This window comes from Peptoniphilus indolicus, from assembly GCF_900454665.1.
In the GTDB taxonomy this organism is placed as follows: Bacteria; Bacillota; Clostridia; order Tissierellales; family Peptoniphilaceae; genus Peptoniphilus; species Peptoniphilus indolicus.
Genome location: NZ_UGTH01000001.1, coordinates 1,004,111 through 1,022,513 on the forward strand (window position 1 = coordinate 1,004,111; position 18,403 = coordinate 1,022,513).

General features: G+C 34.6%; 13 protein-coding genes. 2 read left to right on the forward strand and 11 right to left on the reverse strand.

The window, feature by feature from the left end; translation table 11 throughout:
* Window positions 1-178: 178 nt before the first annotated feature.
* The 9 genes from thiC to DYE58_RS04945 all read right to left on the reverse strand — a co-directional run bounded on the left by thiC (window position 179) and on the right by DYE58_RS04945 (window position 15,532).
* A complete protein-coding gene (gene thiC, locus DYE58_RS04905) occupies window positions 179-1,492 on the reverse strand; it encodes a phosphomethylpyrimidine synthase ThiC (protein ID WP_040552262.1) in 1,314 nt (437 codons plus the stop codon).
* 286 nt (window positions 1,493-1,778) lie between these two features.
* The gene (locus DYE58_RS04910; RefSeq protein ID WP_115312076.1) at window positions 1,779-2,618 is read right to left on the reverse strand and encodes a 3-hydroxybutyryl-CoA dehydrogenase; all 840 of its coding nucleotides are present in this window, start codon (window positions 2,616-2,618) and stop codon (window positions 1,779-1,781) included.
* A 10-nt stretch (window positions 2,619-2,628) separates the two neighbouring features.
* The gene (locus DYE58_RS04915) at window positions 2,629-3,408 is read right to left on the reverse strand and encodes an enoyl-CoA hydratase-related protein (protein WP_004820320.1); all 780 of its coding nucleotides are present in this window, start codon (window positions 3,406-3,408) and stop codon (window positions 2,629-2,631) included.
* 8 nt (window positions 3,409-3,416) lie between these two features.
* Complete coding sequence (locus DYE58_RS04920) at window positions 3,417-4,601, reverse strand: acetyl-CoA C-acetyltransferase (RefSeq protein WP_004820318.1); 1,185 nt, start codon at window positions 4,599-4,601, stop codon at window positions 3,417-3,419.
* A gap of 588 nt (window positions 4,602-5,189) precedes the next feature.
* A complete protein-coding gene (locus DYE58_RS04925) occupies window positions 5,190-11,039 on the reverse strand; it encodes an S-layer homology domain-containing protein (RefSeq protein WP_172463320.1) in 5,850 nt (1,949 codons plus the stop codon).
* A gap of 661 nt (window positions 11,040-11,700) precedes the next feature.
* Complete coding sequence (gene wecB, locus DYE58_RS04930; RefSeq protein ID WP_004820315.1) at window positions 11,701-12,804, reverse strand: non-hydrolyzing UDP-N-acetylglucosamine 2-epimerase; 1,104 nt, start codon at window positions 12,802-12,804, stop codon at window positions 11,701-11,703.
* On the reverse strand, window positions 12,805-13,833 hold the full coding sequence (locus DYE58_RS04935) for a glycosyltransferase family 4 protein (protein WP_004820313.1): 1,029 nt from the start codon (window positions 13,831-13,833) through the stop codon (window positions 12,805-12,807). It abuts the gene before it with no gap.
* A gap of 12 nt (window positions 13,834-13,845) precedes the next feature.
* Window positions 13,846-14,475, reverse strand: coding sequence for a uracil phosphoribosyltransferase (upp, locus tag DYE58_RS04940; RefSeq protein WP_040552261.1), 630 nt, complete (start codon window positions 14,473-14,475; stop codon window positions 13,846-13,848).
* A 10-nt stretch (window positions 14,476-14,485) separates the two neighbouring features.
* On the reverse strand, window positions 14,486-15,532 hold the full coding sequence (locus tag DYE58_RS04945; RefSeq protein WP_040552259.1) for an L-threonylcarbamoyladenylate synthase: 1,047 nt from the start codon (window positions 15,530-15,532) through the stop codon (window positions 14,486-14,488).
* A 154-nt stretch (window positions 15,533-15,686) separates the two neighbouring features.
* Here DYE58_RS04945 and DYE58_RS04950 point away from each other — a divergent pair, with 154 nt between their 5' ends.
* Together DYE58_RS04950 and DYE58_RS04955 are read left to right on the forward strand one after the other, a co-directional pair.
* Window positions 15,687-16,277 (forward strand): leucine-rich repeat domain-containing protein, encoded by a 591-nt coding sequence (locus DYE58_RS04950; protein WP_004820306.1) that lies wholly within the window; start codon window positions 15,687-15,689, stop codon window positions 16,275-16,277.
* 126 nt (window positions 16,278-16,403) lie between these two features.
* Window positions 16,404-16,934 (forward strand): guanylate kinase, encoded by a 531-nt coding sequence (locus DYE58_RS04955; RefSeq protein ID WP_004820304.1) that lies wholly within the window; start codon window positions 16,404-16,406, stop codon window positions 16,932-16,934.
* A gap of 16 nt (window positions 16,935-16,950) precedes the next feature.
* Here the strand turns inward: DYE58_RS04955 and DYE58_RS04960 are convergent, their stop codons facing one another.
* Together DYE58_RS04960 and DYE58_RS04965 are read right to left on the reverse strand one after the other, a co-directional pair.
* On the reverse strand, window positions 16,951-17,721 hold the full coding sequence (locus DYE58_RS04960) for an alpha/beta hydrolase family protein (RefSeq protein ID WP_004820303.1): 771 nt from the start codon (window positions 17,719-17,721) through the stop codon (window positions 16,951-16,953).
* Window positions 17,722-18,396 carry a uracil-DNA glycosylase gene (locus DYE58_RS04965; RefSeq protein WP_004820300.1) on the reverse strand — a complete coding sequence of 225 codons (675 nt, stop codon included), beginning with the start codon at window positions 18,394-18,396 and terminating at the stop codon, window positions 17,722-17,724.
* Window positions 18,397-18,403: the final 7 nt, after the last annotated feature.

The window sequence follows — 18,403 nt, forward strand, 5'->3', positions numbered from 1 at the left end:
CAATGAAAAATAAATATTTAAACCACTTAGAAATAAGCCAAATTCAAACTTTACACCACAAAAATATCCAGTATATAGAATAACAAAAAAGTAAAAATATATGTTAGGACTTTTATGAAATTTTTTCTAATTCAATTTAACATACACAAAAAATAAATTGGCCGGTTTCCCGACCAAATTAATTCTCAGCTCTTAAAATATTTATATCTTTTCCTTCTATTATTCTATTCATATTTCTAACAGAACACATCTTTCCACACATAGTACAAGAGTCTCCATGCATAGGCACACTCTCTTCTCTATATCTCTTACATTTTTCAGGGTCCATTGAAAGTTCAAATTGAGCGTCCCAATCCAAAACTCTACGAGCTTCTCCCATCTTTCTGTCCCATTCAATTGCTCCTTTCACTCCCTTAGCTATATCCCCAGCATGAGCGGCAATTCTACAAGCTATAATCCCCTCTCTCATATCTTCAACAGTTGGAAGCCTCAAATGTTCTGCCGGTGTTACATAACATAGAAAATCAACTCCAGCCGCAGCAGCCATAGCTCCTCCTATAGCCGAAGTGATGTGGTCATAACCGGGAGCAACATCAGTTACTAAAGGTCCTAATACATACAACGGAGCTTCATGAGTTAATTTTTTTGCTACCTTTACATTTGTAACTACATCATTTATCTGAATATGTCCGGGTCCTTCAATCATGACTTGAACGTTCTTATTCCAAGCTCTCTTAGCAAGCTCTCCTAACAAAATCAACTCATGTATTTGACTTGCATCAGTTCCGTCCACAAGACAGCCCGGTCTCATTCCATCCCCCAACGAGATAGTTATGTCATGCTCCGCACAAATTTCAAGCAACTCGTCATAGTATTCAAAATAAGGATTTTCTTTCTTATTCAATTCCATCCATGCATAAGTTAAAGAACCTCCCCTTGAAACTATATTCAACAATCTTGGATTTCTTTTAAAAATTTCTGCCGAAGAAAGATTCACACCCGCATGGATAGTTACAAAATCCACACCATTTTCCCCATGCTTTCTCACAACATCCAAAAATTCCTTAGCAGTTATATCTTGTAATTCCTTATCATAAAATCCAACTGCATCATATATTGGTACAGTACCTATCATAGCATCTGAAACTTCGATAAGTCTTTTTCTAAACTCCTCAGTTTTTCCAAAAGAAGAAAGGTCCATTATCGCATCAGCTTTCATTTCAAGCGCATCTTTTACTTTTACAATCTCACACTCAACATCAGGACAATCCCTTGAAATCCCAAGATTTACATTTATCTTAGTCTTAAGTCCCTTACCAATGCCCGCATAAGTTTTTCTCTTGTGATTTTTATTCGCCGGAATTGCAATCTTGCCCTCTTTTACTCCATTTAAAATAAAATTTACATCTAGCTCTTCTATCTCTGCAACAACTTTCATTTCATCAGTTACAAAACCTGCCTTTGCAGCTTCCATTTGTGTCTTATAGTTCAAGTTATTCTTCCTTTCTTAAAAATAATAAATTTTTAAATTGCTCCTAGCTTGACTAACTTTTCCCCATATAAAAAAACATAGAATCCTCGTCAAAAAGTATTCTACGTAAATTACGAATATTCCCCAACGTTGGCATTATCCAAATCTGGTTATAGGTCAAAGCTTTTTAGCTTACTCTCAGCCCACTACTATGAGCTCCCTTTTATAATTAAATGATAACACAATTTTTTTATTAATGACAAACTTTTACAACAAAAACTCTCGAGTTCCCCCGAGAGTTTTAAAATTAGTTATATTCATAAAAACCTTTTTTAGTTTTTCTTCCAAGTTGTCCGGCTCTAACCATTTTTCTAAGAAGAGTGTGCGCTCTGTACTTAGGGTCTTTAAATTCATCATAAAGAACGTCCATTATAGCAAGAACTACATCTAATCCAACTAAATCCCCTAATTCAAGAGGTCCCATTGGATGATTAGCGCCAAGTTTCATTGCGTTGTCGATATCCTCAACACTTGCAACTCCCTCAGCATAAATTCCAATACCTTCGTTGATCATCGGAATTAAAATTCTATTTACTACAAATCCCGGAGCTTCAGCAACTTCAACAGGAGTCTTTCCAATCTCATTTGAAAGGTCAATTATAGTTTTCTTAACAGCTTCATCAGTAAGTTGTCCTGAAATAACTTCTATAAGCTTCATTGCAGGAACCGGATTGAAGAAGTGCATTCCAATTACTTTATCAGGTCTTGATGTAGCAGCCCCTATGTCAGTAATTGAAAGAGAAGAAGTATTTGATGCAAGAATTGTAGATTCTTTGCAAACTTCATCAAGTTCTTTAAAAATCGCTTTTTTAATAGTCGGATTTTCAGTTGCAGCTTCAATAATTAAATCTGCATCTCTAATATCCTCTATTGAATCTGAAACAGATAAGTTTTTAAGAGCTTTATCCATTTCATCTTGAGTCATCTTACTCTTAGATACATTCTTTTCATAACCTTTTTTTATTCTTTCTTGAGCTGCTTTTAAAGCTTCCGGTGCTATATCTCTTACAACTACTTCATGCTTTGGAGCTAAAACTTGAGCTATTCCAGAACCCATAGTACCTGATCCTATTACTGCTATCTTCATCTTTTCCTCCTTATTTATTTTGAAATTCCGGCTTTCTCTTTTCAAGGAAAGCTTTCATGCCTTCTTTTTGGTCCTCAGTTGCAAAACATAGACCAAAAAGTGATTTTTCTATATTCATGGAAGTATCTATATCAACCTGCATACCTGTATTCATTGACTCTTTACAGTTTCTAATCGCAATCTTAGAATTTTTAGTTATTTTTTTTGCTATTTCATAAGCCTTATCCATCAATTCTTCAGGTTCAACAACGTGAGCCACAAGCCCTATTTCATAAGCTCTTTCAGCCTTAATAGGTTCAGCTGTAAAAATTAATTCCTTAGCTTTAGAGAGTCCAACAGTACGTGCAAGTCTTTGTGTTCCACCAAATCCCGGAGTAATTCCAAGCCCTACTTCAGGTTGCCCAATTAAAGCCTTAGTTGATGCAACTCTTATATCACATGAAAGAGCTAACTCACATCCACCGCCAAGAGCAAATCCATTTATAGCTGCAATTACAGGTATCTTTAGCTTTTCTAATTTTAAGAATACATCCATACCTCTCTTAGCAAACTCACTTGCTTCAGCAGCATTTAAAGTAGCCATTTCAGAAATATCCGCACCGGCTACAAAAGCCTTTCCAGCTCCAGTTATAACTACAACATCTATATCCGTTGATAACTCAATTTCAGTAAGACATTGATCAAGTTCATTGATAACTTCAGTGTTAAGGGCATTCAAACTCTTTTCTCTGTTTATAGTAAGAGTTAAAATATTGTCGTTATTTTCAAGTTTTAAAAATTTGTAATCCATTATATCATTTAGCCTCTTTCAACTGTAAGTGCAGTTCCTTGTCCCCCACCTATACATAGAGTAGCTAAACCTTTCTTAGCATCTCTCTTCTTCATTTCGAAAAGTAAAGTAGTTAAAATTCTTGCTCCACTAGCTCCGATAGGGTGACCAATAGCAATAGCTCCACCATTTACGTTTACTTTTTCCATATCAAAACCAAGTTCTTTAGCCACAGCTCCAGCTTGTGCAGCAAATGCTTCATTAGCTTCAATTAAATCAAGATCTGCAACACTCCAGCCAGCCTTGTCAAGAGCCTTAGTTGATGATGGTATTGGACCAGTCCCCATAATTTGAGGGTCTACACCAGCTGATGCATAAGATACAACAGTTGCAAGAGGTTCAATTCCAAGCTCTTTAGCCTTTTCTTCAGACATAACAACCATAAAAGCTGCTCCATCATTTATACCAGAAGCATTACCAGCTGTTACTGTACCATCTTCTTTCTTAAATGCAGTCTTTAATTTAGAAAGAGTTTCTTCAGTTACGCCGTCTTTAATATATTCATCTTTATCAACAACAGTTACATTTCCTTTTCTGTCCTTTATTTCAACAGGAACTATTTCATCAGCAAATCTACCATCTCTACGAGCAGCTTCAGCTCTGTTTTGAGAAACAGCTGCGATGTGATCTTGTTGTTCTCTTGTAATACCAAATTTTTCAGATACATTTTCAGCAGTTATACCCATGTGGTAATTGTTAAAAGCATCCCAAAGACCGTCTTTAATCATAACATCGACCATCTTTCCATCTCCCATTCTGGCTCCCCATCTCGCATTAGTAAGAACATAAGGTGCCATAGACATGTTTTCAGTACCTCCAGCAAGAATTATTTCAGCATCTCCAGCTTTTATAATTTGTGCTGCTAAAGAGATAGCTCTTAAACCAGAACCACAAACCTTGTTTATAGTTAATGAAGGAACTTCCTTAGGTATGCCAGCTGCCATCGATACTTGTCTTGCAACATTTTGTCCAAGACCCGCTTGAAGAACATTACCAACTATTACTTCATCAATTGTTGCAGAATCTATTCCAGCTCTCTTAATAGCTTCTTTAGCCGCAACTTTACCAAGTTCTATAGCTGTAACATTTTTAAAAGCCCCACCAAACGAACCTACAGGCGTTCTAGCCGCACTTGCAATAACTACTTTTGTCATAAATTTTCCTCCTAAAATTAAATCCTATAAGCCTTTAAGCCAATTGATTTATTTGCATTTTTTCTTCATACTTTTCCATTAGAATACATTAATCCCCTAATTAGAATCCCCTAAAAATTCTTGAAATTATATATCCTAAAATTAACTTCAAAACAATTAAAATACTATTTTAAAGTTATGTATAAGCATAATATACACTTTTTAGCACTTAGAATATACTTTATCCTTTAAAAGGATATCTATCCTATCAAATTAAAATCAAACCATAGTACTAACCCATACTAATATACCCATTAGAAAACTCTAATCAACATCAAATGAGATAAAACCATATCTCATATTGTGGAATACGATCGAAAGTTTTCCATTAAAAATTTTAACATATTACACAATAAAAAGCACCCTATATTCTAAGGTTAAAACTCTAAAAATAAAATTCAACACCTCTTAAAACGTACTAATTTAAATTTGCATATAAGACACAAAAGTAGAAAAGCGCCCCGTCGCCAAGGCACTTCTCCATTCAAAGTTTATATATTTTTGGAGTTTTATTTAAGGACAATCATAAACTTTTATTTTTAAAAGCTCTTACTTTTCGGAAATAACCTTAACCATTTGATGTGTTCCATCAGCTTTTTCTTTTGATTTTGCGTATTCATAAGAATTAGTTGCTGAAACCATATCTAAATAGTACCATGCGTTTTCGTCTAAGTCAGAGAATTTCGATACGTCTGATGGTAGGTTTTCTTTCCCAAGAGTTCTGTTTTGCATTCTGTTTAGTATTGTTACTACTTCTGCTCTTGTTATGCTCTTTTCCGGCTTGAATGTTCCGTCTTCGTATCCTTTGATTCTTTGGTTTGCGAATGCTTGGTCAATTGCTTTTTCTGCCCAGTGCCCTTTTACATCGCCAAATGGTGATACTGCTGTATTTGCTTTATCTAAGTTCTTTAGAATTTGTGCAAATTCTGCTCTTGTTATATATTCGTTTGGCTTGAATGTTCCATCTGGGTAGCCTGACATTATTCCTGCTTTTACTACTGCGTTGATATATTGGTTATACCATGCGCTTTGAGTATCTGCGAATGCTGGTTGAGACATATCTGTTAATGAGTATCCCATTAATCTCGCTACCATTGCAGCTGCTTCTGCTCTTGTTATTTCTCCATATGGTCTCACACTTCCATCTTTGTATCCGAAGATGTATGCTTTGTGTGTTCCTATTACTTTTGCTATTGCTTCTTCTTTCTTTGGAGCTACAACTTGAGCTTTTTCTCCCCTCTTTTCTGCTGGGGCTTTTACAAATCTAAAGTCTATTGAGCCTGCGTTATAGTTGTTGTCGTTTCCGTCTCTTTCACGAGGTTCTGGTCTGTAGTTATCTCTTCCATCTATTATTGTTTGTGATGGAGTTAATACTACTCTATCTTTTCCATTTTCTCTAATAGTTACATTTCCTCTATCATCAACTTTGATACTATTTGAATCAATTGTTGGATTTGTTTTCTTAACAGCTTCTTTGATTAAATCTTTTTCTAAATCTGTTAACCTGTTAGGGTCTCGTACTACAATCTTAGAAGATGGAACATTTATTTTTATTTCTTCTTCTCCAGGTTCTACTGGAGCAGTTTTCTTAACAAGTACTTTTCCCGGCTCTAGTTCTGCTTTAACCTTTTCTGTATCTACTGTTACTTTTCCACTCTTCGGATCTACCTTGATATTATCTTGTGTTAATCCAAGATCTGGATTTGCTTTTAGAACAGCTTCTTTGATTTGTTTTTGTTCTTCTTCGCTTAAGTTTGCCGGATCTTCTACTTTTACGACATCTGTTGGCGCTTTTAATTCTCTAATTACTGGAGCAGTTTTCTTAACAAGTACTTTTCCCGGCTCTAGTTCTGCTTTAACCTTTTCTGTATCTACTGTTACTTTTCCACTCTTCGGATCTACCTTGATATTATCTTGTGTTAATCCAAGATCTGGATTTGCTTTTAGAACAGCTTCTTTGATTTGTTTTTGTTCTTCTTCGCTTAAGTTTGCCGGATCTTCTACTTTTACGACATCTGCTGGCGCTTTTAATTCTCTAATTACTGGAGCAGTTTTCTTAACAAGTACTTTTCCCGGCTCTAGTTCTGCTTTAACCTTTTCTGTATCTACTGTTACTTTTCCACTCTTCGGATCTACCTTGATATTATCTTGTGTTAATCCAAGATCTGGATTTGCTTTTAGAACAGCTTCTTTGATTTGTTTTTGTTCTTCTTCGCTTAAGTTTGTCGGATCTTCTACTTCTACGACATCTGCTGGCGCTTTTAATTCTCTAATTACTGGAGCAGTTTTCTTAACAAGTACTTTTCCCGGCTCTAGTTCTGCTTTAACCTTTTCTGTATCTACTGTTACTTTTCCACTCTTCGGATCTACCTTGATATTATCTTGTGTTAATCCAAGATCTGGATTTGCTTTTAGAACAGCTTCTTTGATTTGTTTTTGTTCTTCTTCGCTTAAGTTTGCCGGATCTTCTACTTTTACGACATCTGCTGGCGCTTTTAATTCTCTAATTACTGGAGCAGTTTTCTTAACAAGTACTTTTCCCGGCTCTAGTTCTGCTTTAACCTTTTCTGTATCTACTGTTACTTTTCCACTCTTCGGATCTACCTTGATATTATCTTGTGTTAATCCAAGATCTGGATTTGCTTTTAGAACAGCTTCTTTGATTTGTTTTTGTTCTTCTTCGCTTAAGTTTGCCGGATCTTCTACTTTTACGACATCTGCTGGCGCTTTTAATTCTCTAATTACTGGAGCAGTTTTCTTAACAAGTACTTTTCCCGGCTCTAGTTCTGCTTTAACCTTTTCTGTATCTACTGTTACTTTTCCACTCTTCGGATCTACCTTGATATTATCTTGTGTTAATCCAAGATCTGGATTTGCTTTTAGAACAGCTTCTTTGATTTGTTTTTGTTCTTCTTCGCTTAAGTTTGCCGGATCTTCTACTTTTACGACATCTGCTGGCGCTTTTAATTCTCTAATTACTGGAGCAGTTTTCTTAACAAGTACTTTTCCCGGCTCTAGTTCTGCTTTAACCTTTTCTGTATCTACTGTTACTTTTCCACTCTTCGGATCTACCTTGATATTATCTTGTGTTAATCCAAGATCTGGATTTGCTTTTAGAACAGCTTCTTTGATTTGTTTTTGTTCTTCTTCGCTTAAGTTTGCCGGATCTTCTACTTTTACGACATCTGCTGGCGCTTTTAATTCTCTAATTACTGGAGCAGTTTTCTTAACAAGTACTTTTCCCGGCTCTAGTTCTGCTTTAACCTTTTCTGTATCTACTGTTACTTTTCCACTCTTCGGATCTACCTTGATATTATCTTGTGTTAATCCAAGATCTGGATTTGCTTTTAGAACAGCTTCTTTGATTTGTTTTTGTTCTTCTTCGCTTAAGTTTGTCGGATCTTCTACTTCTACGACATCTGCTGGCGCTTTTAATTCTCTAATTACTGGAGCAGTTTTCTTAACAAGTACTTTTCCCGGCTCTAGTTCTGCTTTAACCTTTTCTGTATCTACTGTTACTTTTCCACTCTTCGGATCTACCTTGATATTATCTTGTGTTAATCCAAGATCTGGATTTGCTTTTAGAACAGCTTCTTTGATTTGTTTTTGTTCTTCTTCGCTTAAGTTTGCCGGATCTTCTACTTTTACGACATCTGCTGGCGCTTTTAATTCTCTAATTACTGGAGCAGTTTTCTTAACAAGTACTTTTCCCGGCTCTAGTTCTGCTTTAACCTTTTCTGTATCTACTGTTACTTTTCCACTCTTCGGATCTACCTTGATATTATCTTGTGTTAATCCAAGATCTGGATTTGCTTTTAGAACAGCTTCTTTGATTTGTTTTTGTTCTTCTTCGCTTAAGTTTGCCGGATCTTCTACTTTTACGACATCTGCTGGCGCTTTTAATTCTCTAATTACTGGAGCAGTTTTCTTAACAAGTACTTTTCCCGGCTCTAGTTCTGCTTTAACCTTTTCTGTATCTACTGTTACTTTTCCACTCTTCGGATCTACCTTGATATTATCTTGTGTTAATCCAAGATCTGGATTTGCTTTTAGAACAGCTTCTTTGATTTGTTTTTGTTCTTCTTCGCTTAAGTTTGCCGGATCTTCTACTTTTACGACATCTGTTGGCGCTTTTAATTCTCTAATTACTGGAGCAGTTTTCTTAACAAGTACTTTTCCCGGCTCTAGTTCTGCTTTAACCTTTTCTGTATCTACTGTTACTTTTCCACTCTTCGGATCTACCTTGATATTATCTTGTGTTAATCCAAGATCTGGATTTGCTTTTAGAACAGCTTCTTTGATTTGTTTTTGTTCTTCTTCGCTTAAGTTTGCCGGATCTTCTACTTTTACGACATCTGTTGGCGCTTTTAATTCTCTAATTACTGGAGCAGTTTTCTTAACAAGTACTTTTCCCGGCTCTAGTTCTGCTTTAACCTTTTCTGTATCTACTGTTACTTTTCCACTCTTCGGATCTACCTTGATATTATCTTGTGTTAATCCAAGATCTGGATTTGCTTTTAGAACAGCTTCTTTGATTTGTTTTTGTTCTTCTTCGCTTAAGTTTGCCGGATCTTCTACTTTTACGACATCTGCTGGCGCTTTTAATTCTCTAATTACTGGAGCAGTTTTCTTAACAAGTACTTTTCCCGGCTCTAGTTCTGCTTTAACCTTTTCTGTATCTACTGTTACTTTTCCACTCTTCGGATCTACCTTGATATTATCTTGTGTTAATCCAAGATCTGGATTTGCTTTTAGAACAGCTTCTTTGATTTGTTTTTGTTCTTCTTCGCTTAAGTTTGCCGGATCTTCTACTTCTACGACATCTGTTGGCGCTTTTAATTCTCTAATTACTGGAGCAGTTTTCTTAACAAGTACTTTTCCCGGCTCTAGTTCTGCTTTAACCTTTTCTGTATCTACTGTTACTTTTCCACTCTTCGGATCTACCTTGATATTATCTTGTGTTAATCCAAGATCTGGATTTGCTTTTAGAACAGCTTCTTTGATTTGTTTTTGTTCTTCTTCGCTTAAGTTTGCCGGATCTTCTACTTTTACGACATCTGCTGGCGCTTTTAATTCTCTAATTACTGGTTTTACAGTTGCTTCAACAGTACTACTTTCACTTTTCCCTGTCACAGCTTTTAATTCAAGAACTTCTTGTTCTTTCAATTCTCTATTTACAGCAACTGAGAATTTTCCATCTGAACTGACTATTCCACGACCTATTTCAGTTTGATTTTTATCTTTTACAACAATAATATCCCCTGATTTTCCTGTTCCTTCTACTAATTTTGTTTCTGGTTCCGCTACTATATCTTTAGGTTCATGTGCAGCTTTGTCATAACTTTCTTCATCATAGAACACTACTTGAATTTTACCATCTTTTAATTTTTGTCCCCATTTTTCTGCCGTTAAACTTACTTCAAAAGAATCTCCGGCTTTTGTAATTTGATTATCTTTAACAACATCTCCTAAAGTAGCTGGTACAGGATTTTCGTTGTTGTTCGCATCCACTACGATTCCTTCTCCAGGTTTATCACTATTAAGAAGATCTTTAAGAGTAGTAGTTTCTATATCCTTTAAAATATAACTAGCTTGTTTATTCTTATTATTTCCTAGAGGTACTTGAATAATACTTTGTTTTATTTTCAAATCCGGTGTAGCAGGAACCAATCTTGCATATACTACACGTATATCTAAATCATTCCCTTTCTTAGGTGTTCCTTTGTTGAAATATGCATAAAAAATTGCATTTTCAGCTGCTTCATCCCCTTGATATACTTTCTTATCATTTTTTGTTAAGATATTATAAGTTTTCGGAATATATGAACTTGTTTTCCCTAATTCATATCCTTCACTCTTTCCAGTTTTAAACTCAGAACCATTTACTTCGCTAACACCCTTAATCCCTATAGTCCCATTTTTTGCATCAAAATATGAAAATTCTAATTTATAGTTTGTATTACTATATACCTTTTGTGTAAGTTCATATGCCGATTCACTATTTTTTCCATTATCCCAAAATCCACCTTGATGCACTCTAAGCACTTTTTTACTTGGCGCTTTATCTTCCTTAAGCTCACTTACTTCAACCCTTGTATTCGCTTTAACTTTTCCCTTTTCAATACCTTTTTCAGTATTTTTAACGAAATAAACTACAGGAATTTTACTTTCATCAACTTGAGTTGGCGGAGTAAATTTATCATCTATTTGTGACTCTACTATACCACTTGAAGCAAGCAACAAACTCCCCACTCCATTTGCACTTGCCGTTGCAACATCTCCAAAAAGAATAGCAAATCCTAACATACATGACACAAATCCAACACTTAGTTTACGCATTGCATATTTGGGTTTCTTTTTAGTTTCTAGTTTCTTCCTTAGATTACTTTGATTTTCCATTTCTACCTCCATTTTCAAAATACAATATAATTTTGTTTTCACAAAACATTTATATATATATATATATATAAATGTTTTTGAGATGCTTAGACATAATTTTATTTAGAGTAAGACCATGCAATTTTTATCAATAGTACCTTTAGATTTTATAAACTTTATTTCTTCTAGTTAAATTTTCGCTTATAGTTAAACTAAAATCTATTAATATACAATTTCCATTAATTATACGTTCTTGTTTCTAAATAATATTTTATTTGCTTATAAATAGATGTTATCATTATTCAAACGCGGGGTCAACGGCTTTTGAGCCATATTTTTAGTATAATTAATCAAATTTATTATGTATAAATTACACTATCTAAATATCTTTCACGACTTTTGCTTATATCATTCTTGTTGTTAAGGTTAATATAAACTATTCTACTAATTTATAAGTATCAAAAGTTAAATATAAACCCAAATTACTGCGAATATATTTTTATTAAATGTTGCAAATTTACGATAATTTACTACCTATTTTGAAACAAATCATTATAAATCTCTCCAATTTTTTTATAGTTTATTTTAAACTTTATATGCTTTTTATTTTAAACATCTACTTAGTTTTAATTAGGTATTGATTTTCAAGCTTTAAGACAAATAAAAAGGAGCTTTCGCTCCTCTAAAATTTCTTTTCAATTATATCTATTATTCTAACTGCTGCTCTTCCATCTCCGTAAGGATTTACTGCGTGCGCCATTTTATTATATGCTTCTTGATTATCTATTAGTTCTAAAAAGTTTTTATATACATTTTCGTATTTTGTTCCAACAAGTCTGGCTGTGTTTGCTTCCACACCCTCCATTCTCTCTGTCTCTTCTCTTAGAACTAATACAGGTTTCCCAAGTGCCGGTGCTTCTTCTTGTACTCCACCTGAATCAGTTAATACTAAGTGGACTTTGTTCATCAAATTTGAGAAAGGTAAATAGTCAAGAGGCTCTATCATGTGAACTCTCTCTTCTTCTTCAAAATATTTTTTAGCTATCTCTCTAACTTTTGGATTTAAATGAACAGGGAATATAACCTCTATTTCTTCTCTTTCTCTCACAACCTCTTTTACAGCTTTAAATATATTTTCCATAGGTTCGCCTATGTTTTCTCTTCTGTGTGAAGTCAACAGTACTACTTTTTTTGAATAGTCTATATTGTTTAAAACATCATCTTCAAATACAAAATCTTCTTTTATAGCTATTTTTAAAGCGTCTATTACTGTATTACCTGTGATGTAAATTTTATCATCACTGTAGCCTTCCCTTAAAAGGTTTTGTCTATTTCCATCTGTTGGGCAGAAGTGAAAATCTGTCAACACTCCTGTCAACATGCGATTTGCCTCTTCCGGGTATGGCGAATACAAATTTCCTGATCTCAGTCCCGCTTCAACATGACCTATTTTTATTTGCTTATAAAATGCCGCAACTGCTGATGCAAAAACTGTTGTAGTGTCGCCTTGAGTTAAAAGCAAATCCGGTTGTTCTTTATCTAAAATCTCTTCAAGCCCCAATAATGAATTTACCGTTATTTCTGTTAGAGTTTGACCGGGTTTAAATATATTCATATCATAATCCGGAACTATATTAAATATTTTCAAAACTTGGTCTAACATTTCCCTGTGTTGTCCTGTTACGGCGACTATAGTTTCTATATTTTTTCTCTTTTTAAGTTCCAAAACTATCGGAGCCATTTTTATAGCCTCAGGTCTTGTCCCAAAAACACAAATTACTTTCATCTATTCCTCCTTGGACTTAAACATTCCACTAAATATACCCATAACTATAATTGCCGCTATTACCAGTGCTGATATGAAAAGTCCCATCTTAGCATCTACTTCAGCTACTACTATTGCAAGTAATCCGAATATAACCGATATTACATATAGGATTAAAACGGTTTGTTTTTGTGTTAGTCCTAAAGCCAGCAGTCTATGGTGTAAATGTCCTTTGTCTGCTTGCATTATCTTTTTGCCGCTCAGTTTTCTTCTTACCATAGCAAATGTTGTATCAAAAACCGGCACTCCAAGTATCAACACAGGCACTATAATTGTAAGTGCAGCTGCTGATTTCATTATCCCTTCAATCGATATATAAGACAACATAAACCCTAAAAACAAGGCTCCTGTATCCCCCATAAAAATCTTTGCCGGATTAAAATTGTACGGCAAAAATCCTGCACAAGCCCCCGCCAAAAGAGCCGCTATTGTAGCTATGTTCCCGTATCCAAACTTATTCGCTATAAACATTAGAGAAATCGAACAAATCAATGACACACCAGCTGCCAATCCGTCCATTCCATCGATAAGATTAACTGTATTTGTAATTCCAACTATCCAAAAAATTGTGATTGGAATTGACAATGCTCCTAAAAATATTACACTCTCTCCTATCGGAAATGGATTTGTAAAGAATTCTACTCTAACATTTCCAAATATCAGTATCCCGGCTGCCGTTAGCTGAAACAACAATTTCATCTTAGGGCTCATATCCGTTTTATCGTCTATAAGCCCTGATAGTAAAACTAATGTTGCCCCTAGCATTACGCAGATTAGTTCTCTATTTAGTTTTAAAAATACAATCATTCCAATCATTAGGGCAAAATACATTGCCACCCCACCTGAGAGTGGTATTGGTTTGTTGTGCATTCTTCTGGCATCCTTAGGTATGTCTAAAAACCCAAATTTTTTAGCAAGCTTTATGACTATAGGTGTCATTGCAAGCGATACTAAAAATGCCAGAACAATAGGTTTTAAGAGTTCTGCCATTTCAAATACCTCTTACTTAGTCCCAAAAAGTCTGTCTCCTGCATCCCCAAGTCCCGGTAAGATGTAGGCATGATCATTAAGTTCTCTCTCAACTGATGCAACATATATATCAACATCCGGATGAGCTTCTTGAACTGCTTTGATTCCCTCCGGCGCCGCTAAAATATTAAGCGTTCTTATGCTTGTTGCTCCTGCTCTTTTCACTTCATCTATCGCTTCTATTAGCGACCCCCCTGTTGCAAGCATTGGGTCTAATAGAATTATTGTTCTCTCTTCTATATCTTTGGGGAATTTTGAATAATAAGTAACCGGTTTTAAACTTTCCGGATCTCTATACATCCCAATATGTCCAACCCTTGCACCCGGAACTACTGATAAAACCCCATCAACCATTCCAAGCCCCGCCCTTAATATTGGAACAATACCTATCTTCTTTCCCGATATTTCTTTTCCTATTGTCTTTTCAAGTGGTGTTTCTACTTCTATATCTTTAAGTTCTAGATCTCTTGTAACTTCGTACCCCATAAGAGCTGCCATTTCTGTTACCAATTGCCTAAAATCCTTAGATGATGTATTCTTGTCTCTTAAAATTGTAAGTTTGTGTTGTATTAATGGATGGTCTGTAACTACTAATTTCCCCATATTTCCTCCTTTAAAGTCCAAATACTACTCTACCCGAACAAGCTTTTAAAAGCCTGTTCATAATGCTAACTCCAAGGCCTCGTAACTCAAAGCCTTCTACATAAATCATATCTACTTTTTCATCATCGCACTTTCTCAAATCTTCAAATAGATTTGATGCTATCTCTTCTAAATTTTCTCTTGATCCAAGGGAAGTTATGAAGTGTGCTCCCTCGTAGCCATCTATTGTCTCATCTGTGGCTAACACTGCTATTTTTTCGTTCTTTTGTTCGGCAATTCGCTTGTTGATTTCTTTTACAACATTATCTAAGTTCCCAACAAAGCAATATGCTTCTGCTTTTGGTGCATAATGTTTATACTTTTGACCGGGAGATTTTGGAATTATCGATTCATCTTTAGATATAATTGACTCATCAATACCTATGTTAGGTACTATTACTTCCAAATCCTCTCTTGTAATTTTACCCGGTCTTAATATCAAAGGAGGATTTACTGTGGTGTCCACTACTGTTGACTCTATTCCAACTGAAGCTTTTCCTCCATCAACTATTATTTCAACCTTGCCATTTAAATCTTCAAATACTCTTTCAAAAGAAGTGGTTGAAGGTTTGCCTGAAAGATTCGCTGAAGGTGCAGCAATAGGTTTATTACAATATGAAAGTATATCTCTGGCAATTTCATGTTCCGGCATTCTGACCGCAACTGTTTCAAGTCCTGCTGTTGCTTCATTTGGAACGTCTTTAGTCCTATTCATTATCAAAGTCAATGGCCCCGGCCAAAACATTTCCATCATATTTTTAGCATCTTCACTAATATTTTCTACGATACCTTCTAATTGAGATGTTTCTGCAATGTGTAGGATCAATGGGTTATCTCCAGGTCTGTTCTTAGCTTTATAAACTCTTTTCAAAGCTTCAGGATTCAATCCATCTGCTCCCAGGCCGTAAACTGTTTCTGTAGGAAAAACTACTAATCCACCCAAGTCAAAAACTTCTTTTATATCTTTAAGTTGGTTTTCTGTAATTTTATTATCTACTTTTATAATTTTAGTTTCCATGATGTTCAACCTTTCTTTCTGCATTAAATTATAACAATTAGTCAAATATCATACAAGTTAAGATAGTCTTAAATTTGTTATTGCCTTTTATTACCATTCCCTTTGTGATATACTTTTACTTAAGATTACATATGGAATATTTTAGGAGGTTTACATGGCTAATCAATTTGAATTTGATGATTTTATTATCAAAGGTGACACTCTTGTTGGAATGACAAGACAAGGTAAAGACAAAATTAAAAACGAAGGTATTACTCATATGCCTATCCCTAAGGAAGGTCCAGATGGAACTCCAATTAGAAAAATTGCACAAAACTGTTTCTACCGTAGAAAGTTATCTACTTTTGAAATTCCTGAAACAGTTGAAGAAATTGGTTATGATGCTTTTGGCGTTAACAACATTTCTGAAATCACTATTCCTGATTCAGTAAAGAAAATAGACGGTTTCGCTTTTTATAGAAATAAATTAACTTCTTTAAAACTGCCTTCTGAACTTACTCATATCGGGCCAAGTGCTTTCGCTCTTAACAACATTTCAAATGTTGAATTTAATGACAAACTTGAACTTATAGATACATCATCTTTCTATGCAAATGCACTTGAAAAAGTTGAATTACCAAGTTCATTAAAGAAAATTAATATGTTTGCTTTTAGAAAAAATAATATCTTTGAAGTTGAAGTTCCAAGCTCTGTTGAAGAATTACACAAAGATGCTTTTGAAACAACTACAGTAGTTAACAAATAATTAAGTTATTTTATTCCCGAGAAATCTCGGGAATTTCTATTTTTCTTGATTTTTGAGAAAGCTCCTCAACCTTGACTTTTAATTTAGCTTAAAATATACTTTTTAAAAAAGATAAAGAGGAAGTTTATGATATATATACTCACCGGTCCCTCCGGTTCCGGGAAAACTACACAAGCAAATATTTTAAGTAAAAGAGATGACTTTAAAAGAATAATAACCTGCACAACTCGACCAATGAGAGATGGCGAAGTTAATGGAATAGACTATTTTTTTAAAACTAAAGATGAATTCAATTCTATGTTGGAACAAAACGCTCTATTAGCTGTTACTGAATACTCAGGAAATTTGTACGGCGTACCAAAACAAAGCTTACAAAAATATGTAAACTCAAAAGAAGAACATATCGTAATAGTACTGGATGTAAATGGTGTTAGAGAATTAAAAGAAATGGGAGCATACTGTATATGTTTAACTTTAGATGCCCCAACTTTAAAAGAACGTATGCTTGAAAGAGGCGATGATATAACTGATGTTATGTCTAGGTTAAACGATGGCCTCGGTCTAATAAGTTATTGTGATTTCTTTGTGGATTCAAGAAGACCCATTGAGTTTAATTCAAATGCAATTAGTGAATTTATAAAATCTACATGCAAATAGGACCCCAAATTGGGTCCTAAAATTTTATTTCTTCTTTTAATGTCATTATAGCTTTTTCAAGCATTTGTGTTGTTAACTGATGTGCTGTCGCTTCCCACTTAGTAAATCTAATTCTGTCTTTTTCCAGATAGTATTCCTTGGCTTCTTTATAAAAATTTTCTTGTGTTGTTGGAGAAATTATATCGTCTTCTTCACCATTATACATTATCATTTCCCTATCAACCAAATTAGATAGGTGTTCTTTAGGGCTCATCTGCAACATGAATTCATTTATTCTCATCATTTCATATGAAACTTCTCCGCTTGCAGTTATTTCATCAACTATCCACTTCCAATCACATACTCCATTAAACAACATTGCCACTTTCAAACTCTGTTTAAAAGTAAATAGTCCCGATGCTGTGATAGCTCCCATAGAATGACCCCCAACCGCTATGTGTTCATCATCTGTATCTAAATTTTCAACTACATATTTGTGGATTTTAGGGAACTCTTCTATGTTATGCATTATCACTTCACAAATTCTGTTTCTAAATACGTCCTTGTCTTCGTAGTCAAGTTCACCTCTTGTACCATGGTATCTAGCCTCTGGAAGTATTACTTGATAGCCATAGCTTGCCAAGATATTAGCTCTAAAAATTTGGTTTTGTGCACTTGACCCCCAACCATGATAAAAGATAATTGTCTTATACTTCTCAAAATCTCCTTTTGGTCTGACTACATATACCGGTACATCATCTATTTCAATTAAATTTATATTTATAAAATCACTTCTTAAAAAATCCATTTAATTATCAATCCTCCAATCTATTGGCCTGCATCCGTTAGCTTCCAAAAATTCATTGGTTTTGGAAAAAGGCTTTGATCCAAAAAATCCTCTGTTTGCAGACAGCGGACTTGGGTGTGGTGCCTTTAAAATCAAATGTTTTGGATTGGTTATCAATTTTTCTTTGGAAGCTGCATGTCTTCCCCACAAGATAAATACTACTGGAGAATCTTTTTTATTTAATATATCTATCACACTATCAGTCAGTATTTCCCAGCCTATTTTAGAATGACTCATTGGTGTATGTGCCCTAACGGTCAATGTTGTGTTTAAAAGTAACACTCCACTTTCAGCCCATTTTACAAGACTTCCATGTCTTGGCGGTTCATATCCCAAATCGCTTTTTAACTCCTTATAAATATTTACAAGTGATGGTGGAATTCTCTGCCCCACTTTAACTGAAAAGGACAATCCTTCAGCTTGATTTATATTGTGGTAAGGGTCTTGCCCCAAAATCACACACCTCACATCTTCGTAAGGAGTCTTTTTAAATGCATTGAAGATATCTTCAGGCTTTGGAAAGATTTGAAAATTTTTGTATTCTCCTATCAATAACTGTCTTAAATTTTGATAATATGGTTGGTTAAATTGCTCTTCTAATAATTCATCCCAACTATTCCCTATTATTTTATTCATATTCTCT

Coding starts and splice junctions, on each gene's coding strand:
- DYE58_RS04915 (WP_004820320.1), bottom strand. CDS start 3,408: ATGGATTACAAATTTTTAAAACTTGAAAATAACGACAATATTTTAACT.
- DYE58_RS04910 (WP_115312076.1), bottom strand. CDS start 2,618: ATGAAGATAGCAGTAATAGGATCAGGTACTATGGGTTCTGGAATAGCT.
- upp (WP_040552261.1), bottom strand. CDS start 14,475: ATGGGGAAATTAGTAGTTACAGACCATCCATTAATACAACACAAACTT.
- DYE58_RS04960 (WP_004820303.1), bottom strand. CDS start 17,721: ATGGATTTTTTAAGAAGTGATTTTATAAATATAAATTTAATTGAAATA.
- DYE58_RS04965 (WP_004820300.1), bottom strand. CDS start 18,396: ATGAATAAAATAATAGGGAATAGTTGGGATGAATTATTAGAAGAGCAA.
- DYE58_RS04945 (WP_040552259.1), bottom strand. CDS start 15,532: ATGGAAACTAAAATTATAAAAGTAGATAATAAAATTACAGAAAACCAA.
- DYE58_RS04935 (WP_004820313.1), bottom strand. CDS start 13,833: ATGGCAGAACTCTTAAAACCTATTGTTCTGGCATTTTTAGTATCGCTT.
- DYE58_RS04950 (WP_004820306.1), top strand. CDS start 15,687: ATGGCTAATCAATTTGAATTTGATGATTTTATTATCAAAGGTGACACT.
- DYE58_RS04955 (WP_004820304.1), top strand. CDS start 16,404: ATGATATATATACTCACCGGTCCCTCCGGTTCCGGGAAAACTACACAA.
- wecB (WP_004820315.1), bottom strand. CDS start 12,804: ATGAAAGTAATTTGTGTTTTTGGGACAAGACCTGAGGCTATAAAAATG.
- DYE58_RS04925 (WP_172463320.1), bottom strand. CDS start 11,039: ATGGAAAATCAAAGTAATCTAAGGAAGAAACTAGAAACTAAAAAGAAA.
- DYE58_RS04920 (WP_004820318.1), bottom strand. CDS start 4,601: ATGACAAAAGTAGTTATTGCAAGTGCGGCTAGAACGCCTGTAGGTTCG.